The sequence below is a fragment of the Pseudoalteromonas sp. 78C3 genome (genome assembly GCF_002836695.1).
Taxonomy (GTDB): domain Bacteria; phylum Pseudomonadota; class Gammaproteobacteria; order Enterobacterales; family Alteromonadaceae; genus Pseudoalteromonas; species Pseudoalteromonas arctica.
Genome location: NZ_PJAV01000167.1, coordinates 24,473 through 44,676, shown reverse-complemented (window position 1 = coordinate 44,676; position 20,204 = coordinate 24,473). Strand labels below are relative to the sequence as shown.

The 20,204-nt window shown below is 38.6% G+C and carries 12 protein-coding genes and 6 tRNA genes; 6 read left to right on the top strand and 12 right to left on the bottom strand.

The genetic code is table 11. The features are described from left to right. Window positions 1–17 precede the first annotated feature (17 nt). The 9 genes from CXF76_RS16070 to CXF76_RS16030 form a co-directional block, all read right to left on the bottom strand. The gene (locus tag CXF76_RS16070) at window positions 18–3,101 is read right to left on the bottom strand and encodes an efflux RND transporter permease subunit (RefSeq protein ID WP_024589701.1); all 3,084 of its coding nucleotides are present in this window, start codon (window positions 3,099–3,101) and stop codon (window positions 18–20) included. Further along, window positions 3,098–4,414 carry an efflux RND transporter periplasmic adaptor subunit gene (locus CXF76_RS16065; RefSeq protein WP_010554901.1) on the bottom strand — a complete coding sequence of 439 codons (1,317 nt, stop codon included), beginning with the start codon at window positions 4,412–4,414 and terminating at the stop codon, window positions 3,098–3,100. Before CXF76_RS16065 ends, CXF76_RS16070 begins: the two co-directional genes overlap by 4 nt. Next, a complete protein-coding gene (locus CXF76_RS16060; protein WP_101164124.1) occupies window positions 4,404–5,819 on the bottom strand; it encodes an efflux transporter outer membrane subunit in 1,416 nt (471 codons plus the stop codon). The genes CXF76_RS16065 and CXF76_RS16060 overlap by 11 nt, the downstream gene beginning before the upstream one ends. Before the next feature lie 544 nt (window positions 5,820–6,363). Continuing rightward, window positions 6,364–6,439: transfer RNA gene (locus tag CXF76_RS16055), tRNA-Thr, on the bottom strand. A gap of 102 nt (window positions 6,440–6,541) precedes the next feature. Beyond that, a tRNA-Phe gene (locus CXF76_RS16050) sits at window positions 6,542–6,617 on the bottom strand. A gap of 51 nt (window positions 6,618–6,668) precedes the next feature. Next, window positions 6,669–6,744, bottom strand: a tRNA-Thr gene (locus CXF76_RS16045). 57 nt (window positions 6,745–6,801) lie between these two features. Continuing rightward, window positions 6,802–6,877 (bottom strand) — tRNA-Phe (locus CXF76_RS16040). Window positions 6,878–6,928: 51 nt separating this feature from the next. Next, window positions 6,929–7,004, bottom strand: a tRNA-Thr gene (locus CXF76_RS16035). Window positions 7,005–7,075: 71 nt separating this feature from the next. After that, window positions 7,076–7,151 (bottom strand) — tRNA-Phe (locus CXF76_RS16030). A gap of 341 nt (window positions 7,152–7,492) precedes the next feature. Between CXF76_RS16030 and CXF76_RS16025 the strand changes: the two genes are divergently transcribed. Then, on the top strand, window positions 7,493–10,270 hold the full coding sequence (locus CXF76_RS16025) for an ATP-binding protein (RefSeq protein ID WP_101164123.1): 2,778 nt from the start codon (window positions 7,493–7,495) through the stop codon (window positions 10,268–10,270). A gap of 52 nt (window positions 10,271–10,322) precedes the next feature. Here CXF76_RS16025 and CXF76_RS16020 read toward each other — a convergent pair whose 3' ends face one another. Both CXF76_RS16020 and mutY read right to left on the bottom strand, forming a co-directional pair. Continuing rightward, window positions 10,323–10,595, bottom strand: a complete 273-nt coding sequence (locus CXF76_RS16020; RefSeq protein ID WP_007582954.1) for an oxidative damage protection protein — start codon at window positions 10,593–10,595, stop codon at window positions 10,323–10,325. A gap of 35 nt (window positions 10,596–10,630) precedes the next feature. Beyond that, window positions 10,631–11,692: an A/G-specific adenine glycosylase gene (gene mutY, locus CXF76_RS16015; RefSeq protein WP_101164122.1), complete on the bottom strand. Its 1,062-nt coding sequence runs from the start codon at window positions 11,690–11,692 to the stop codon at window positions 10,631–10,633. A gap of 161 nt (window positions 11,693–11,853) precedes the next feature. Between mutY and trmB the strand changes: the two genes are divergently transcribed. From trmB to arcA, 4 genes are all read left to right on the top strand, one after another. Then, window positions 11,854–12,579: a tRNA (guanosine(46)-N7)-methyltransferase TrmB gene (gene trmB / locus CXF76_RS16010; protein ID WP_007582957.1), complete on the top strand. Its 726-nt coding sequence runs from the start codon at window positions 11,854–11,856 to the stop codon at window positions 12,577–12,579. A gap of 66 nt (window positions 12,580–12,645) precedes the next feature. Continuing rightward, window positions 12,646–13,671, top strand: a complete 1,026-nt coding sequence (locus CXF76_RS16005) for a methyltransferase (protein ID WP_101164121.1) — start codon at window positions 12,646–12,648, stop codon at window positions 13,669–13,671. A gap of 151 nt (window positions 13,672–13,822) precedes the next feature. After that, window positions 13,823–15,427, top strand: a complete 1,605-nt coding sequence (locus CXF76_RS16000; protein WP_007582962.1) for a sensor histidine kinase — start codon at window positions 13,823–13,825, stop codon at window positions 15,425–15,427. Between the two features lie 492 nt (window positions 15,428–15,919). Beyond that, window positions 15,920–16,636 (top strand): two-component system response regulator ArcA, encoded by a 717-nt coding sequence (gene arcA, locus CXF76_RS15995; protein WP_002962549.1) that lies wholly within the window; start codon window positions 15,920–15,922, stop codon window positions 16,634–16,636. Window positions 16,637–16,652: 16 nt separating this feature from the next. On the opposite strand, the gene arcB is transcribed toward arcA, so the two are convergent. Beyond that, window positions 16,653–18,971, bottom strand: a complete 2,319-nt coding sequence (arcB, locus tag CXF76_RS15990) for an aerobic respiration two-component sensor histidine kinase ArcB (protein WP_101164120.1) — start codon at window positions 18,969–18,971, stop codon at window positions 16,653–16,655. Window positions 18,972–19,203: 232 nt separating this feature from the next. Here arcB and folE2 point away from each other — a divergent pair, with 232 nt between their 5' ends. Continuing rightward, on the top strand, window positions 19,204–20,124 hold the full coding sequence (gene folE2, locus CXF76_RS15985; RefSeq protein ID WP_024607948.1) for a GTP cyclohydrolase FolE2: 921 nt from the start codon (window positions 19,204–19,206) through the stop codon (window positions 20,122–20,124). Window positions 20,125–20,204 lie beyond the last annotated feature (80 nt).

Here is a 20,204-nt window from a genome sequence, read left to right as displayed (position 1 = left end):
CGTATTTAAGAGTGAAGTTATTTAAACCAACCTTGAAAACGCTCCATTAGCATGTAGTTTATTGGTACTAACAATAAAGTAATAAAGGTAGCAAAAATAATCCCAAACCCTAAGCTCACCGCCATTGGTATTAAAAACTGTGCTTGAGTGGCTTTTTCAAACAGTAATGGCATTAAACCAATAAAGGTCGTTAAACTAGTTAGCATTACAGGGCGAAAACGCGATGCACCTGCAATTTTTATAGCATCGAGAACTTTACCACCTTCACTGCGCTTTTTATTAATAAAATCAACGAGTACTAATGAATCATTTACCACCACCCCGGTTAGCGCAAGCATACCGAGTAAACTCATAATAGTTAAGTCCATTCCCATAATCCAATGCCCTACTACAGCACCTATCATGCCAAATGGGATTACACTCATTACTATGATTGGTTGTAAGTAAGATTTAAGCGGTATTGCTAATAGCGCATAGATTATGAAAAATACAAACACAAGTGCCCAAGCCAACGAACCAAACGACTCTCTTTGCTCTTTAGCCTCACCTTCTAGTTTGTAATCTACTCCAGGATATTGCTGCATTAAACCATCTAAATACTCCGTTAGGTCAGCCTGCAGTATGGTCATGTTGGTATTATTTTTTTCGATATCGGCTGTTACGTTTAATGTGCGGTAACGGTCTATTCGATTAATAGTTGATGGACTTTGCCCAGCAGTAAGTGTTGCCACGTGCGATAAAGGCACTGAGCCTCCATCAGGCGTATTTATAAGTATGTTTTGTAGGTCAGCTACAGAGCGGCGCTCATCTATAGGTAAGCGTACCATTACACGTACATCGTCTCTGCCTCGCTGAATACGTTGTGCTTGCGAGCCAAAAAACGAGTTACGTACTTGCCCAGCTACATTGACTCTATTTAAGCCCAGCGCTAAACCTTGTTGCGTAAGCTCTATTTGTAACTCTTCTTTACCGTCGGACATACTATCGGCAATATCAAATACCGTTGGATAGGTCGATAAACGGGTTTTAATGTGATCAGCCACGTCTTGTAAAATAGTCAACGAAGTGCCGCTAAGCTGAACATCAATTGGGTCAGAACTTCGGCCAATTTCGGCTCTAAACGTTAAACTTTCGGCGCCTGGTATTACGCCAATTAAATCGCGCCATTCGCTGGCAAGTTCTCGTGATCCTATGTCTGATTCACGCTTTTCAGCCGGTGTTATTTCAAAGCGTACAGAGCCTGAATTAGATACACCACCACGCCCGCCTGTTGTGGCTAATATATTTAAAATAACGCTTTCGCCAGTATCTGGGTCGCGGTACTTTTCTTGTAATTGCTGCGCCTTTTGCGACATGTCAATTACGTATTTATTAGTTACTTCAAACGGTGTACCTGTTGGTAGTGTTAAGTTAACGCGGACTGTTTCGCTTGGTATGCGCGGGAAAAATACAAACTTAGTCCAACCGCTGGTGATCATGGTTAAAATTATAACAAATACACCAATAAACAAGCTTACCGAAGCCAATTTATGGCGCAGTGCTAAATTTAAAGTGGGTTGATAGTATTTTAAAATCGCGTTTTCAAATCCATCTGCAAAACGCTGTTGAATAACATCAAACTTTGAAGGTTCGCCTTTTTCGTGGCGTAGTTTTATATATTTTAAATGTGCTGGTAGTACAAATTTAGATTCAATCAATGAAAACAATAATACCGGAATAACTACTACCGGTATTTGTGCAAACAAGGCACCACGCGCCCCTTCAATAAAGGCCAAAGGTAAAAAGGCAGCAACGGTAGTTAACACACCAAATGTTACTGGTGTTGCTACTTCTTGAGTACCTAAAATTGCGGCTTGCTCGCCCGACTTAGCTGTTTTTAGATGGGTGTAAACGTTTTCACCGGTAACTATGGCGTCATCAACAACAATCCCCAGTACCAATATAAAGCCAAATAAGCTCATAATATTAAGGGTTACGCCAAAAATAGGCATCGCTATAAACGCCCCCATAAACGAAACCGGAATACCAATAAATACCCAAAATGCAATTGCAGGGCGTAAAAACAAAGTAAGTAAAGCGAGTACTAAAATACCGCCTTGTAAAGCATTGGTAGTAAGGGTCGAAATACGACTTTTAACCAGCTCCGAATCATCATCCCAGTAACTTAGTTCAAACCCTTGCGGGAGAGAGCTTTGTTGCTCTTTTATGTAGTTTTTAACATCGTCAGCAACTGTAATCGCACTTTGTGGACCAATTCGATATACGTCGATAAATGCAGCTTGTTTACCATTAAAGCGAGTACGTACTGGTGTTTCTTCAAAATCATCTTTTATAGTTGCTATATCGCCTAAGCGAATAATAGTGCCATCGGCTTGGTTTTTAACAACAATGCTGGCAAATTCATCTTTACGATATGCTTGCCCTTTAGAGCTTATAAGTACGTCCCCGCCTTCTGTTTTTAAGTTACCAGCAGAAATATCTGAGCTTGAGTTAGAAATAGCACTCGATATTTGTGCCAAGCTTAAATCGTACTGACGAAGAATATCTTGGCTTACTTCAATGGCTATTTCGTAATCACGAACGCCACTTAGCTCTACCTGCGTTACATTAGGTAAACGTAGGATTTGATCGCGTACTGTTTCTGCGTATTCGCGGGTTTCTTTTTCGCCATAGTCACTCGATACGGTAACCGCGATAACTTCACGAATTCGCTCAGCAAGCGCTACTATCGGCTTTTCAGCATCGGCTGGAAAAGTGTTAATTGCGTCTACACGACTTTTTATATCAGCTAAAAGCTCACGAGGGTCGTAACCGCTTTCCACTTCTATTGTCACAGAGCCAGAACCTTCAGAAGAGCGACTAAATATTTGCTTTATGCCCTCTAAATCTTGTACGGCTTCTTCTATTCGTATAGTTACACCTTGCTCTACATCCTCTGGTGTTGAACCACGCAAACTTACATTTACGCTTATCATGTCAGTTTCGAATGAAGGAAATACCTCAAGCGGTATTTTGCTTGATAAGCTAAAAAGTCCCGACAGTAACAGCGTTACTAGCAATAAGTTAGCAGCAACATGGTTTTTGGCAAACCAAGCGATCATGGCTTATCTCCTTGTTTTGCTGCGCGGCGTTTTTTTAGCTCTTCAACACTAATACCCTGCTCTTTTGCTTTTTGCTCAAGCTGCTCTGGCGTCGGGCGCTTTCCTTTACCTTGCCCATTAGCTCCTCGGCTTTTAGGTTGCTCTGTGCTTTGTTCGCCTAAAATACTTACCTGAGTACCAGAACTCACTTGCCCTAGTGGAGTAATAACCAGTTTATCATTTGGATTTAATCCCGTTTTTATCATCGCTTGTGTCGCATTTTGCCAAGCAAGTGTAATGTCTTTACGTTTAAGTACACCCTCTTCAACAACATAAACATACGTCCCTTGATAAATAGTACTGTTAGGGATTATAAGTGCGTTAGGAACTGTTTTACCGGTAATTTGCGCCTTTATGTATTGCCCTATTTTTATTGGGTACTGGTTATTAGCCGTTGCTTTATATGGGTCGTTAATTTTAGCAACTACGTAAAGCTGTTGTGCACCTTCATCTATAGCACCTTCGGTACGCGCTAGCTGCCCTTGCCACGTTTGCTCACCCACTAAGTCAGAGGTAAATTTAACAATTGAACCTGCTTGATTTTTGGCGCCATCACGATATTGCTCTGGTAAATTTACGAACGGAAGATCTTTATTTTTAATCGGTAAACGAATCTCTACGCTATCGATTGCGTAAATAGTGGCAAGCTGGGTATTGTTAGTAACAACTTGCCCCAAATCAACACTACGGCTAAGTATACGACCCGCATATGGCGCGGTTACTTTAGTGCGCTCTAAATCAAGCATGGCTTTTTCAAGTACTGCTTGAGCAGATAAAACTTCTGCTTCGGCTGCTGCAAGTTGTGGTTCACGCAGTACTAGGCTGCTTGCCTGATTTGAGCCGCCAAGGCGTTTCCAATCAGTAATAGCTTGTTGCCCACGTGCCTTTTCTTCTAATAAGCCTTGCTCTGCCGTTAATAAATTGGCTTGAGCAGATTTAACTTCAGCTTGATGATCTCTGTCGTCTAGCTTTAAAAGTACATCGCCCTTTTCAAAAAAGCCGCCTTCTCTAAAGTCATCACTTACTTCAATTATTTGCCCAGATGCCTGAGCAACTAATAAACTTTGTGTACGTGGTTTTACCGTACCGTAGCTATCAATCATCACTTGGTAATTTTGTGGTTTAAGCTCAAGCGCAGCCACACTTATTGATGCTTTAGGAGGTGAGCCAAAGCGTTTAGCCTCTGGCGGATTACCTTTAATAAACATAACAATTAAAATAGTGGCAATAATAACCACCGCTGGAATAATAATTTTTGCTGTTTTAGTTTTCATCATTATTGCTCTTTAGTTCACTTGAGGGCTTTGCAAAATCACCACCAAGGGCAACGTGTAAGTTAATTCTGTTAGCTATTAATTGGTTTTTAATGTCGATTAAGGAGCTTTGCGCATCGAAAGACCTGTCTTGTGCGTCAAGCACCGTAGTGTAAGTTACCAAACCGCTTTGATATTGCTCAAACGACAATTGCTCTGCAGCAAGTGCATTTTCTTGCGCCTCAAGGGTGCTGCTATATTGCGCTTTGAGGGACTGCTGCTGCGAAATCGCATTTTCTACATCACCAAATGCATCGTAAAGCGTTTGCAAATAAAGTTGCTCTTGCTTTTGAGTATTAAGGCGCGCTATTTCTTCATTCGCTTTTAAACGTCCGCCCTCAAAAAGCGGTGCTGAAATACTACCTAATAACGACCATGCAAGGCTTGATGGAGAAAACAAGTCGCTTACTCTGTCGGTGCTATCACTTAGTGAAGCTGTTAAATCTAAACTTGGAAAGCGTTGTTTGTGCGCATACGCCAATGAAGCGTCGGTGGCTAAAAGATCATACCAACTTGCTCGCAGCGTAGGTTTACGTGTTATAAGTTCAGAAGGTAAGCCTAGTGGAATATCGGTATTAATAACGGGTAAGTCGCTTCTAGCAGTAATGGCACCTTTTGGGTATTCACCCAGTAAACGCTCAAGTACACGTGCTGAAGCCGATAGGTTTGCCGTTTGAGTGGCAATGCGAGCGCGTTCAGTATTGAGCTCATTACGGGCTAAATATACATCGAGTGCTTCGTTTATACCTTGGCGATAGCCAGACTCGATAATATCAAGGCTCTGCTGTGCATTGGCTTCGCGACGTTTAAATAAATCGAGTAATTGTTGCGATGTAACAACATCAAACCAGCCAGTTACTACATCAGCAACGAGTTGCTGTTTAGCTTGCTCAAACCGGGCCTGTTGCGCTAAATAGTTAAGATTAGCTTCGCGCTTTGAATCAGAAAGCTTACCCCATAAATCAACCTCGTAAGTTAAGTTTAAACTAACTGAACTTGCGTTGTCGTAGCTCACTGGGCGGTTGTCTTTACTACGGCTAGTACGCGTTGATAAATCGAGGCTAGGCCAAAGCGCAGCACCCGATACTATAAGCTGTTGTTTTTGAATTTCTACATCGTAACTAGTTTGTAAAAGCTGTTGGTTGTTTTTAAGTGCTTGTTGTACAAATTTGTTAAGCGTAGGGTTTTGTAGTTGTGTAAGCCATTGCTCTTGTACTTTTAATACCGAGCTTGATGCTTCTTGCTGCCATTGCTGTGGCATATTATTAGGCGCTTGCATGCGCTGAGACGAGTTAAAATCACTCGCACAGCCGCTAAGCAGCATCACACTAATTGCCAATAGGGTTGGCTTGCATTGCCAAATCATAATTAAACCTAAATTACTGCTATTTATGAACGTAATTCAAGCACTTTGGCAACTTTTGCTCAACCTACTTTACATAACATTACATAGCTAGCGATGAACTAACATAATAGCCAGTTATACGGTAAAAATGAGCAAATGATCAGCAATTTTTAATAATAAAAAATTAACTTTTTGTAGTGTGTCTAAGAGATTATACCAATTCGCTTAATTAAGTGATCTATTTTGAGGTAAGAAAATCGTGTCGATAACAAAGCAAAAATTTCGTTATTTTTGTCTTATATCAGAAATTTTTAACGCAGTTAACGGCAGATTTAATCCCTCAAATTGATTAAGTATTATTGCGGATTGGTATTAGACATATAGAAACAGAAAAGCCCCGCTATAAGCGAGGCTTTTGAATAAATGCTGCCGACTAACTAAGTCGAACGGATAACTTATACAGACTACTGATTACAAGTCAGTTGCTTTGCTCTTAACTATGGGTATTTTTAATTCTCAAGTTGAAAACAAAAAAGCCTCGCTATAAGCGAGGCTTTTGAATAAATGGTGCCGACTAACCGAGTCGAACGGTTGACCTACTGATTACAAGTCAGTTGCTCTACCAGCTGAGCTAAGTCGGCACACAAAACTGTGTGCTAAGGCACGTTCAATTTTAAAGATTGAGAACTTTTATAAAGCACTTAAAATAAAAAAACCTTGCATAAGCAAGGCTTTTCAATAAATGGTGCCTCGACGCGGAATCGAACCACGGACACGAGGATTTTCAATCCTCTGCTCTACCGACTGAGCTATCGAGGCACATAAACTGTGCTAATTAATTGTGATACTTTACAATTAACTTTAAATAAATGGTGCCGACTAACCGAGTCGAACGGTTGACCTACTGATTACAAGTCAGTTGCTCTACCAGCTGAGCTAAGTCGGCACACAAAACTGTGTGCTAAGGCACGTTCAATTTTAAAGATTGAGAACTTAAAGTAAATGGTGCCTCGACGCGGAATCGAACCACGGACACGAGGATTTTCAATCCTCTGCTCTACCGACTGAGCTATCGAGGCACATAAACTGTGCTAGTTAATTGTGATACTTTACAATTAACTTTAAATAAATGGTGCCGACTAACCGAGTCGAACGGTTGACCTACTGATTACAAGTCAGTTGCTCTACCAGCTGAGCTAAGTCGGCACACAAAACTGTGTGCTAAGGCACGCGTAATAATGTTTAAACTGTTGATTAAACACCACTACTTTAATAAATGGTGCCTCGACCCGGAATCGAACCAGGGACACGAGGATTTTCAATCCTCTGCTCTACCAACTGAGCTATCGAGGCACTTAAACAGTGCTAATTAAAAATCTTAAAGGATTTTTAATACAATTCCCACTCATCTCTAGCGACTGAGCTATCTGGGCGTGCGGCGTATTAAACGAGTTTTGCCCTTACAAGTCAACTTTTTTTTTATTCTTTATAACTGCTTGAACAGTTTTCAGACAACTCAGTACGTTTTTTATTAATAACGTTCATTTTTACCACAAATCGGGCTATAACTATAAATAAATATAACTAAATCAGACTAAAACCGTAGTGAATTATTTTTTGTAAATGTTACGATTAGCTTAGATACGTACGATAGGGACTTATCGTAGTAAAAACACATCAATTGGAAACAATCAATGCAGAGTAAATTCTCATCGCCAGTTAAAGGCTTACTGCCACTTTTTTTAATCATTAATATTGCTGTAACAGCGCTCGCCATTGTTGCCCACTCATTTTATACACAAACTGAAGTTAAGACAGCCCAACCAGCATCCTCTATTAATATTGTAACGCTTGCCGATAGATTAGACTTACCTATGGTTGATGCATTAACTATGTATGGTCAAGGTAAAGTAAAACAGTTACTTGATTTAACCTCCTTATTAGACGGTGACTTTGAATATACTCTATATCGCTTCAATGCTACATCAGATACTCAGTTGGTATATAGCAGCAGTAAACCAGCCATCGCTTCTGTTAAAACTGAAAAGCACTTAAAAGAAGAAGGTATCCTGCATCACCTACTATTGTTAAACGATCAGCCCATTGGCGAGCTTATTATTAAGCAAAACATACCAGCCACGCCTTTAAGCGCTCAAGACTCTCAAGTTATCGCTTACATCATCGCGATAGCGAGTGTTGCTGCATTATTTATACTTACTTTAATGTTTAATATGTACATTAATACGCGCTTACGTAAAAGTACTGACACTCTTACTCAAGAGTTACAGGCAATCACTGAAGATGCTAATTACAATAGTAATGTTGATGAGCAACTTGATATTGGTTTAGGTGTAGTAGCAAAAAACATCAACTTATTGCTACAAAAAGTACAAACTGCAATGAGCGAGAATGACTCTGCACAAAAAGAGCTTTATAAATTACAAAATGGCCTAGAAGCCGAAGTGCAAAATCGTACCTTAGCGCTTGAGCAAGCCACATTAAAAGCAGAGCGAGCAAGCGAAACTAAAACAACATTCTTAGCAACGATGAGTCACGAAATAAGAACACCGATGAATGGTGTTATAGGTACTATTGATTTACTGCGCCAGACCGAACTTGATGGCGCTCAGCATCGTTTAAGTACGATTATTCGTGAATCAGCATTTTCGTTATTGAGCATTTTGGATGATATTTTAGATTTTTCTAAAATTGAGGCTGGAAAGCTAAATATTGACCCGATCCCATTTTCGGTAACCGATACTATTGAAGAAGTTGCTCGTGTGCTCTCATCTGTTGCTAAAAAACGTGAGCTTGATTTAGAGCTAGCAATAGCACCAGATATTCCTATAAATCTTACCGGTGATAGCGTACGTGTACGTCAGGTTCTTTATAACCTATGTAGCAACGCAATTAAATTTACGAGCACTGATGAAAAAACCCAAGGGCATGTAAAAATATCAGTAGAGGTGGTACATAATACGACTGATCACTTTACCTTACGCTTTTGCGTAACTGATAACGGTAAAGGCATGTCGCAGGCACAACTACGCGAAATATTTAATCCGTTTATTCAAGCCGAAAATTCGATTACCCGAGAATATGGAGGGACAGGTTTAGGTCTTTCTATTTGTAAAAGCTTAACTGAGCTTATGCTAGGGACTATTCATGTAACTAGCCATACAGGAATTGGCAGTGAGTTTACTGTTGAACTGCCGTTTAGCACATCGGGTAGAATTAAGTACGCACACAAAGGTGCATTAAATGGTAAGCAAATTGTTGTAGTTAGTAATCACCTAGAACGTGAAAAAACAATGTACCGTTATTTATCGTTTATGGGCGCTAAAATAGTTTATGCACACACAGAAGAAGAAATTGAAGAGCATCAACATTCGCAAGATATTATTTGGGTGGCTGATGGCATAGACAATATGGATAAAACAAACGCGCTGCTAAGACGCTTATTTTATTCATTAGAGGATTATAACCAACAAGTTGTTGTACTAAGTAAGCTTGATGAAGCGGCTATAAATCATAATAATATTTTTTATATTAATGCCTCTCCTTTATGTAAGTCTAACTTTATGCTGTCTATTTTAGTCGCTGCAGGTTTGCATACACCTAAACAAATTAAAAAAACCAAAACACTTAATAACTATTTAAATGTTGAGCAAGCTCGTAAATCAAACAAATTGGTTTTACTTGTTGAAGATAACCTTCTAAACCAACAAGTGCTGACCGATCAATTACACATACTAGGTTTTGGCGTTGAGATAGCAAACAACGGTGAAGAAGGCTTAGATATGTGGAGAAAAGGTGATTACTCACTTATTTTAACCGACTTACACATGCCTAAAATGTCGGGTTACGATATGGTCGAAAAAATCCGTAACGAAGCAGAGCTATTAGAATCAATTGATGCACAGCCTTACATTATTGCTGTAACAGCAAACGCACTTAAAGGCGAAAAAGAGCGTTGCTTAGCCGTAGGTATAAACGACTTCATTACCAAACCTATAGAGCTAAACGCGTTAGAGGACACTTTAAAACGCTGGAGCGATAAGCAAAGCCAAAACCCAAATGTAGTTATCCATCAAACCATGGCGCTACCTATTGATATGGAAGCAGTTGCTAAATATGTAAATGGTGACGAAGCTAAACAGTTACGCTTTTTCAAAATGTATTTAGAACAAAGCCAAGGGCTAATTAAGGGGATTAATTCAGGCGTTATGGTTAACGATTTAGATGAGATTATTGAAGGGTGTCATCAATTAAAATCGATCTCTAAAACAATTGGTGCCCTAACGGTGGCTGAACTTTCAAGTGCATTTGAAGATAAATGTAAAAAAGGTGAACTCACTACCGATGAATTAATAGACTTAAGAGATAAGTTAGAAATTGAATACTCTAAGGCAGCTCAATTTTTAAAAGAACAAATTAAAATCTCTGAGCAAGAAGATGAGTTAAGTGATTAAATAATCGCACACAAAAAAAGGGCTATTTAGCCCTTTTTTTATGTTCAAAATATTATTTTTCAGGCGGTCGATAACCTTCAATTTCCACATCTTTGTTTTCAAACAAAAAGCCAACCATTTGCTCTTCTAAAAATGTGCGGTGCTCTGGATCCATCATATTTAAATGCTTTTCGTTAATAAGCATTGTTTGCTTATGCTGCCACTGACCCCACGCTTCTTTAGAGATGTTATTAAAAATCTTTTCACCAACTTCACCAGGGTATAACTGAAAGCCAAGCCCTTCGGCTTCTTTTTGTAACTTTTGACAAAATACTGTACGTGCCATGATTGATTCTCTCTAACGCTAAATATGGGGCTATTCTATACTATTGCTGTAATTTGTTTAACCAACTTTTTAGTTGGCGCTGCTAGGCCAACCTCTATTGATTGATCAAGCGGATACCACACTAATTGTTTGTCATTTACTACATCAGGAATGTTCTTAACATTGAGCACATGCGGATTAATCTTCAGCTCAAAATGTGAAAACACATGAATAAACGCTTCAAGCTCTACTAAGTTGGCTTCTAATCCTTGCTGAGCTAAAAACATTTGAAGCTCCTCGTACTCATTAAATTCAAAAAAGCCAAATAGTCCTCCCCAAATACCGCTGTTAGGGCGTTTTTCCATAAGCACTTTATCGCCACACTGAACAATTAACTGATGACAACTCTTCTTCGGCACTGCTTTTTTAGGTTTAGAATGTGGAAACTCTTTTACTTTACCTGCATTAAAAGCACCACAACCTGAATTTAATGGGCAAGCCTCGCAATCAAACCGGCTGCGTGAGCAAACACTCGCACCTAAATCCATCATAGCTTGATTAAATTCGGTGACATTATTTTTAGGTGTTAATTGCTCTGATAAATGCCAAAGCTGGTTTTCGACTTTTTTAACACCGTACCAACCTTCTATCATAAAGTAGCGCGCTAAGACTCGCTTAACATTCCCATCTAAAATTGGATGATGCTGTCCAAGCGACAATGATAAAACAGCCCCGGCAGTAGAGCGCCCTATTCCCGGTAAATCCATTACTTCATCAAGCGTTTGCGGAAATTCGCCTTGGTACTTGTCACGTACTATTTTAGCTGTTTTATGTAAGTTACGCGCACGAGCGTAATACCCTAAGCCGGTCCAGTGATGCAGTACTAAATCTTCATCAGCATCGGCTAAAGCAATAATATCTGGAAAGCTTTGCATAAATTTTTCAAAATATGGGATAACAGTAATAACTTGAGTTTGCTGGAGCATCACCTCAGACACCCACACTTTATAAGGTGTTTTACCCAACTGCCATGGAAGTGTTTTACGCCCATGAAGGTGATACCAATCAACGACTTGATTAGAAAACGAATTAGACTGTTCTTTATTTAAATCCAACATATTGTACTTTTACTGATGCTCAATGGCGGCTCAGTCTATTGTAGTTAATAAAAAGATCAAGCTATAGGGCGTGTAAAACCAGCTAATACTTGTGATTGCGGGCTCGGTCAGGGATAATATGCAACCATTTTTAAACACATTGTTTTTGTCAGGCCAATAATATGAGTGAATCAAGCAACACTAACCTTGAGCAAGCTAAGCAAGAAGGTAAATACATCCGCACCATTCGCAGTTTTGTAAAACGCGAAGGTCGATTAACCAAAGGCCAAGCCGCTGCAATCGAAAAATGCTGGCCAACAATGGGTCTAGAGCATAAAAACGGTATGCTTGATTTAAGCGAAGTTTTTGGCAACAACAACGATGTAGTAGTAGAAATTGGTTTTGGTATGGGTAAATCGCTTGTCGAAATGGCAACAAATGCCCCTCACCTAAACTTTATTGGTATTGAAGTACACCGCCCAGGCGTTGGTGCTTGTTTAATGGATGCCGATGAAGCAGGCATTACTAACTTACGTATTTTTGAACACGATGCAGTTGAAGTACTTGCAGACTGTATACCTAATGAAAGCTTAACAACACTACAGTTGTTTTTCCCTGATCCTTGGCATAAAAAGCGTCATCATAAACGCCGTATCGTGCAAACTGAGTTTGTTGAAAAACTAAGAGCCCAACTGAAAATGGGTGGCGTTTTTCATATGGCAACAGATTGGGAAAACTATGCAGAGCATATGCTCGAAGTAATGAATGTAGCTCCTGGTTTTAAAAACCAATCAGAAACAAACGATTATGTTCCACGTCCAGATTTGCGCCCGCTTACTAAGTTTGAGCAACGCGGACATCGCCTAGGTCATGGCGTGTGGGATTTAATGTTTGAACGTACTGAGTAATTAGTAACTTTAAGCACTCACTTTTATTTTTAATAAAACTAAACATACTGTAAGGCAAAGCCATTTATGAGCGTACTAACCAACCCAAGTTTACTGTTACTTCGTAATAGCGAGGCACTAACGGGCAAATCTATCTTGGTGGTCAACTTTGTTCAAGATGGCTTTTTAACAGAGCTTAAAAAACTTAACCCGCAAAGCAAGGTAACTGCATTTAGCTACAACCATGCTAACGGTGAGTTTGCTAAAAACACCAAAGACGTTGAGATTTGTGTAAATCACACAATACCTGGTAACGGCTACAATTTAGTTATTCTTTACTATCCTAAATCAAAACCTGAGTTATTAATGGCGCTTGATAATATTCGATCTGCTATTACTGATGATGCCGAACTATTGGTGGTAGGTGAAAACAAAAGTGGTGTTAAATCAATTGAAAAGCAATTAGCTGGTAAAGCTGAGTTTAGTAACAAAATTGATTCAGCTAAGCACTGCGTTCTTTACTCATTTGCTGAGATTACCCAGCACCCTGATTTTGATATTACGACCTACCATAAAAAGTTTGTTGTTAATGTTGCCGACACCGAGTTTACAGCTATTAGTGTCCCAGGGGTGTTTAATCACGGTAGTTTAGATATGGGAACGAAAGTTCTACTCGAAAACGCACCGACAATTAAGCAAGGTAGGGTTCTCGACTTTGGTTGTGGCGCAGGTTTAATAGCAACCTTTTTAGGGCTGCATAATCCAGCACTCGAGTTTGTGTGTAGTGATGTAAGTGCACTGGCAACTTACGCAACACAGCAGACTCTAAAGCTTAACAGCATCAAAGGCGAAGCGATATTAAGTGACGGCCTTAAAAGCATTACCGGTAAGTTTGATTTAATTATTAGCAATCCACCTTTTCATACAGGTATTGCAACCGACTACACAGTAGCAGAAACATTTTTAGCAAATGCAAAACAGCATTTAACTAAAATAGGAAAGCTGAATATTGTTGCTAATAGCTTTTTAAAATACCCGCCTATTTTAGAAACGCAATTTGAAAGCTACCAAACGGTATTTAAAAATAACAAGTTTGCCGTATATAGCAGCTAGTATTATTTTTAAAAATGCTTGAGTGCAAACGCGCTCAAGCTAACCTTCGCATAAATATAAGAATTAATTTAGCTTTTTTCCTTCATTTTCTCCCGTCTTTGCTAAACTAAAACTCTAAATAATCAAAATTAATTCAGGCGATAACGAAATAATGCCTAAAAAAGTTCATCAAAGTAGCATTCGCAAAGCACTCATAAATTTAATTATGCTTATTACAGCTATTTGCTTGTCGCTATCTATTTCGATATCTACTTATTTAAGCGTAAAAGAGCAAAAGCAATTAATCATTAATAAACTCGTCATCCTTTCTGAAATTGTAGCTTTTGATGCTGGTAAATCAGTAGTTGAAGATGATAGAAAAACAGAAGAAAAACGCCTCAAGTCATTTGAAAATATCCCCCTTGTAAAAAACATACATATTTATTCAATAGAAAAAGCATCTCAAAAACCTGTTTTTTTTATTAGCTTTAATGCAAAAAAAACGCCTCCAGTGCCGTTAAGAATAGACAGTGTTGATGAGCTAAAAACGCCACGAATTACGAGCGATCATATTGAACTAACCCGCCCTATTTACGATAACGAAAAGTTGGTAGGTTATGTATATATGCGAGGGAGCCTCGAAAGTTTAGAGACTTATATTGAGAGAAAAATATTAATAGACGTGCTATTAACTCTATTAATTTTAATCGTTGTTTACTTTATTGCTATAAAAGTTCAACGACGTATAGCCAAGCCAATAGAGCAGTTAAGCATGCTATTGCAGGATGTATCTAAAAATCATAACTATGATGCACGCGCGCCAATAACCGATGTAAAAGAAATAACCGCTCTTTCAAATAGTTTAAATATCATGCTTACACGCACCAAAAAGCAACTTGAGCGCCACGAAAAAGATAAACAAGAAATAAAACAACTAAACCAAAGCCTTGAAGAAAAAGTAAACCAGCGAACAATCGCTCTCAGAGAAGCAAATCAAGAGCTTTTATCAACCCTTGAGCGAATGCATCAGTACCAAACGCAAATTGTTGAAAACGAAAAAATGGCATCGCTTGGGCAAATGGTTGCTGGGGTTGCCCATGAAGTGAATACACCAATAGGGCTAGGTATTACAGGCTCTACATTACTTCGAGATAAACTGGCAGATATACAGCAAAGCTTTGACGATAAAAAACTTACCTCAAGCCATCTAAAACGCTTTATAGATGAAGGTATTGAAAACTTAGACTTAATTTATCGTAATCTAAATCGTGCCGCAGACCTGATATCTAACTTTAAAAAAGTGGCCGTTATTCAAGACGACGGTGTTAATACCTATATTAATGTACATAAATTAATAAGTGATGTTTTAACATCGATTCAATCTGAACTACTGCCTAAAAAGCCTGTCGTTATTATTAACTGTCCGACCGACTTGGCTATTCATAGTAAGTCTGAACCTCTGCAACAAGTGTTTCAGCAGTTGCTTATGAACTCTGTGATTCATGGATTTATAGGTAAAGAAAATAATGAAATTCGCTTTGACGTAGAACTAGTAGGGAAAAAATTAACAATAGTTTATTCTGACAATGGTCAAGGCGTTGATAAAAACATTAAAAATAGAATTTTTGACCCGTTTGTAACTTCAAAGCGTGGACAAGGCGCAAGCGGCTTAGGCATGCACTTGGTCTACAACCTAGTAACACAAGCACTTGGCGGAAGAGTTATGTTTGATCTTGAAGAAAAACACGGTGCTCGCTTTATAATTACTATTCCTTAAATAAAGATCACTAAAAAGTGCATATATTTAAAATTTATCCTTGAATTAGCATTTAATGACCTCATTAATGAGGCATGTGATAAGCGCGTAACATTATTTAATTGCATTAAATAAATATTACCAAGCGATTTATGAACTTTTTTATCTTTGCTGTATCACATACATTGATGAAAGGTTAGAAAGTGATATAGTTTTGCTTTGAATTAGTCTGATTATTTTAAGTACCTTGTTTGATTGAATGATGTATCAATTATTAAAGGAAAATGGCTTCGACTTTATGATTCAAATAGCTACATCCACGTATATATCAATTAAACAGTAGTTTTTGCACTGCCCTTTTTAGTAGACTTTGGACACCCTACTGTTTTATTTTTATCCAATTTGTTTTTTCCTTGTTAACAAATGGGTATAATCCTATAATCTCTAGTAATCGGTTATAAATTCGTCACCGGTTTTTTTTATAAATAAAATATTCCAAAAGGTTAATTAATAATGCAAACGCCAGTCATTCTAATCGTAGAAGATGAAGACGTAACTCGACTGAACCTAGTTAGTTTATTTGAAGCTGAAGGGTACAAAGTTATTGAAGCCATTGATGGCGATGATATGCATGACAAGCTTACAAATAACGATGACGTTAATCTTGTAGTTATGGATATCAACCTTCCTGGTAAAAACGGTCTTATTTTAGCCCGTGAATTACGCCAAAAGCGTAAAGTAGGTCTTATATTTCTAACGGGTCGTGATAACGATGTTGACCGTATTTTAGGTCTTGAAATTGGCGCAGATGACTACGTTACTAAGCCATTCAACCCGCGTGAATTAACTATTAGAGCTCGCAACCTTATTACTCGTACTGCTTTAGGCGGTGAAGAGTCAGCACTAGAAACAAATGGTGTTATTACGTTTAACGGTTGGGAACTTGATGAGAATAGCCGTTGTCTTACTTCTCCAAATGGCGACGCTAAACGTTTACCAAAAGGTGAGTACAGAGCACTTCGTTTAATGCTTGATTCTCCAGGTCGTATTTTTAGTCGTGAGCAATTAATCAAGCACATGACAGGCCGTGAGCTTCGTGCAAATGACCGTACTGTTGATGTTACTATTCGTCGCATTCGTAAGCATTTTGAAAGTGATAACTCAACGTCAGAGTTAATCAGCACCATCCATGGTGAAGGTTACCGTTTCATTGGTAAAATTGACGCTTAATTAGAGCTAATTAGTTTTACTCTAATTGCTGTAAAAATAAATGAAGGGCTTTTTGTCCTTCATTTATTTTATCTGCTAAAACATCTAACCACTGCTTTAACACTTCATCAGATTCATCAATCGCACCATGCTCCATTATTTTGGCATGAAGCTGCACATCATTTAAACCTACCGATCCAGCCGCACCTTTAAGTTTATGCGCTACTGATTCATACTCTTCTCTATCGCCGGCATTTAATGAAGTAAGTAATTCTTGCTGATATTGTGGACTTAGCTTTTCAAATAACTGACTACTGCGTCTAAATACAACCAAGCCCATCGAATTTACAAAGTCTTCTATTGTTTCAATATCTAATAAGTGTGCATCAATGCCCTTTAGCGCTTCTTCACTTACTTTTAGCTGTGGCTCTGTGCATTCACTTTGTTTAATGCCAAATAAGTCAGCCAGCATTTTATCAAGCTTAACTGTGTTAATTGGCTTAGCCAACGCACCTTGTATTGATATACCTTCAAGCTCTTTTTCAGCACTGCGTACATTGGCAGTTAAAGCAACAATAGGTAATTTATCAAAGTGGCTATCTGAACGTATTTGCTTAGCAACCACGTCACCGTTTATATCTGGCAATTGCATATCAAGTAGTACTAAATCTAAGTCATCTTCGGTTTCGACGAATGAGAGTGCATCTTCACCGGTTTCAGCCCATAACACTTCATGGCCTCGTTGCTCTAATAGATTTGTAGCAATTTCGGCGTTAAGAGGCACATCTTCTACTAGTAGAATATACAAACCACGGCCAACATAACTTTGCTCTGTTGGTGCAACACATAAACTAAGCGGTATTTGCACTGTAAAACAACTTCCTTCGCCTTCAGTACTATTTACCGTAATTATCCCTTTCATTGCACTTACAAGTGCCTTAGTTACAGCTAAACCAATACCTGAGCCTATCGCGTTAGTCCCTTTTAAATCCGGCGCTTTGTAATACATATCAAATATATGGGCAAGCTGCTCTGGTGGAATACCTTGACCTGTATCTAGTACCTTAATAACTAACCATGGGCCTTCTACGCGATTTTCTCTGCTGCATTCGAGTGTTACTTTGCCTTGCTGAGTAAACTTAACGGCGTTGTTAATTAAGTTCCAAACAACTTGGCGTAATCGAGTCGGATCGAGCTGCGCGTAAACATCAAGTATGCCATTGCGCTTAATATCAAACTCAAGCTCTTTTTGCTCTGCTATTAAGCCTGCAAAATTAACTACATCGTTTATAAAGTCTGACACATTAATAGAATTAGTTGCTATATCGAGCTGATCTCTATCTATTTTATCTAAATCTATAATATCGTTAAAAATATTACCGAGTGTTTCAGCACTCGAAAAAATAGTATTACCCCAACTACGCTGCTGCTTATTAAGCTCTGTATCTAATAACATACGCGTTAAACCAACAATGCCATTTAAAGGAGTACGTAGTTCATGGCTCAGCGTAGCAATAAACTTACCTTTGTCTTTATAGGCAGTTTCGAGCGCTTGTGCTGCTTCTTTACGGCTAGTGATATCACGACCAAAACCCAGTAAACCAATGTAGTCACCGTCATCATTTATAAAAGGTAATTTACGCAGCTCAAACCAACGTGTTTCACCATTTACTTCATAACCCACATCGATAGTCAGCGCTTTATGGCTTTGCTCTACTTCTTTATCGGTTGCTAAAACCTCAGATAAAAAATGACTCGGGAATATCTGCTCAACCGTTTTTCCTATTAGCTCACTACTTGATTTTCCCATTACCTCTTCAAACATTTTATTACAGCCGGCAAATACACCGTTGTTATCGCGGTAATAAAATAAATCGGGAGATGAATCAACGATTGAGCGTTGCAACATACTTTGTTGGGCAAGTTCTTGTTGTGTTTTTTTACGCTCAGCAATTTCTCGGCGCAGCTCTTCAATAGCGCGATGCTTGGCATGAAATGCCATTTTACGCTCATCAATTTCAATATTTAAACGGCTAATGTTGTCTTTTAGGGTTTGGTTTAAGAGTTTTTCCTGTTTGGTTGCGCTATCTAAATAAGCATACGAGGCATCTAATTGACGAATTGAATTAAGTAATACACTTATAATTAAAGGAGAAACCACAGCAGTAAAAAATACCACAGCCAAAATATCAACAAGGTGTAATTCGCCTATCGCAACATAATAAAACATGCTCGATAAAATAAGAGATACAGTTAAAAATAAAGTGTAACAAATAGCTGCGGTTTTAAATTCACCAAATCGCGTTATTGAGCTGGAAAGTACCCGAGCCCAAGGGCTCAAAGAATAATCGGTCATACGTAATTTTATCTCTTAGCTGTGTGCTTAAATATAAAGAAGGCAATGCGCATGTATAAACATACCATTTTCCCAGATTTTAGCATTTTTCTCCTACCACTACCCATGTTGTGCGATAAAAACAGAATTTTTCATGTTTGATTTTGCTCATCTCTTAAACTCATCATTTCAGCAATAAATTATTTAGTGTAAAATGCCCCGCTTTATTATCTCCAAAATACGAGTAGCGCACATGCAAACCAATATGCCAGATATAGCAGACACTGCACCCGCTTTACAAACAGGTAAATTAGACTGGGTTGGCATGGGCGAAATCGAACTGCCATTTATTTTTGAGTCACGAGACTTATCTCCAGTTACAGTAAATGCCAAAGCTCGTGCATTTGTAAATTTGCATAAAGAAGATGCCAAAGGCATTCATATGTCACGTCTATTTTTAGCACTTGACCTGCTTTCAACTGAGCAGCAAGTCAATCCGCAAACAATAGCGCAAGCACTCGATACTTTTATAACTAGCCACGAAGGGCTGAGTGATAAAGCACAAATTGAATTTAAATTTGAATTACCGCTACGCCGTAAATCACTATTAAGTGGTAAAGCGGGCTGGAAAAGCTACCCAGTTGTACTTACCAGTACAATTGAAAATAACATTATTAGCTACGAGCTAACCGTAGATGTTACCTATTCTTCAACATGCCCTTGCTCTGCAGCACTTGCACGCCAGCTTATACAAAACGCGTTTAACGAAAAGTTTAACCAAGAAACTTTAAGCCAAAAAGATGTGCACGAATGGCTAGGCACTACACAAGGCATAGTTGCTACACCTCACTCGCAGCGCTCTATTGCCAACGTAAAAGTAAAGCTTGATAGCAATATTCAAGAATTTGACGTAGTGACTCTAATAAACACCCTCGAAGCTGAACTTAAAACGCCTGTACAAGCGGCAGTAAAACGCGAAGACGAGCAAGAATTTGCCCGTTTAAATGGTCAAAATCTTATGTTTTGTGAAGATGCAGCGCGTAAAATTAAAGCCTTGCTAGATGCTGACAATTACAGCGATTACTGGCTGCAAATAAACCATTATGAATCACTCCATGCACACGATGCTGTAGCTATTGCGGTTAAAGGTATTGAAGGTGGATACAAAGCTTAATAGCTACATAGTTTTAGCTTTTACAAACAGTTGGTAATTATTTTATAACTCATACTTTTTAGGCACGTAAATTGCTTTAT

Coding starts and splice junctions, on each gene's coding strand:
- arcB (WP_101164120.1), bottom strand. CDS start 18,971: ATGACCGATTATTCTTTGAGCCCTTGGGCTCGGGTACTTTCCAGCTCA.
- CXF76_RS16005 (WP_101164121.1), top strand. CDS start 12,646: ATGAGCGTACTAACCAACCCAAGTTTACTGTTACTTCGTAATAGCGAG.
- arcA (WP_002962549.1), top strand. CDS start 15,920: ATGCAAACGCCAGTCATTCTAATCGTAGAAGATGAAGACGTAACTCGA.
- folE2 (WP_024607948.1), top strand. CDS start 19,204: ATGCAAACCAATATGCCAGATATAGCAGACACTGCACCCGCTTTACAA.
- mutY (WP_101164122.1), bottom strand. CDS start 11,692: ATGTTGGATTTAAATAAAGAACAGTCTAATTCGTTTTCTAATCAAGTC.
- CXF76_RS16065 (WP_010554901.1), bottom strand. CDS start 4,414: ATGAAAACTAAAACAGCAAAAATTATTATTCCAGCGGTGGTTATTATT.
- CXF76_RS16070 (WP_024589701.1), bottom strand. CDS start 3,101: ATGATCGCTTGGTTTGCCAAAAACCATGTTGCTGCTAACTTATTGCTA.
- CXF76_RS16000 (WP_007582962.1), top strand. CDS start 13,823: ATGCCTAAAAAAGTTCATCAAAGTAGCATTCGCAAAGCACTCATAAAT.
- trmB (WP_007582957.1), top strand. CDS start 11,854: ATGAGTGAATCAAGCAACACTAACCTTGAGCAAGCTAAGCAAGAAGGT.
- CXF76_RS16025 (WP_101164123.1), top strand. CDS start 7,493: ATGCAGAGTAAATTCTCATCGCCAGTTAAAGGCTTACTGCCACTTTTT.
- CXF76_RS16060 (WP_101164124.1), bottom strand. CDS start 5,819: ATGATTTGGCAATGCAAGCCAACCCTATTGGCAATTAGTGTGATGCTG.
- CXF76_RS16020 (WP_007582954.1), bottom strand. CDS start 10,595: ATGGCACGTACAGTATTTTGTCAAAAGTTACAAAAAGAAGCCGAAGGG.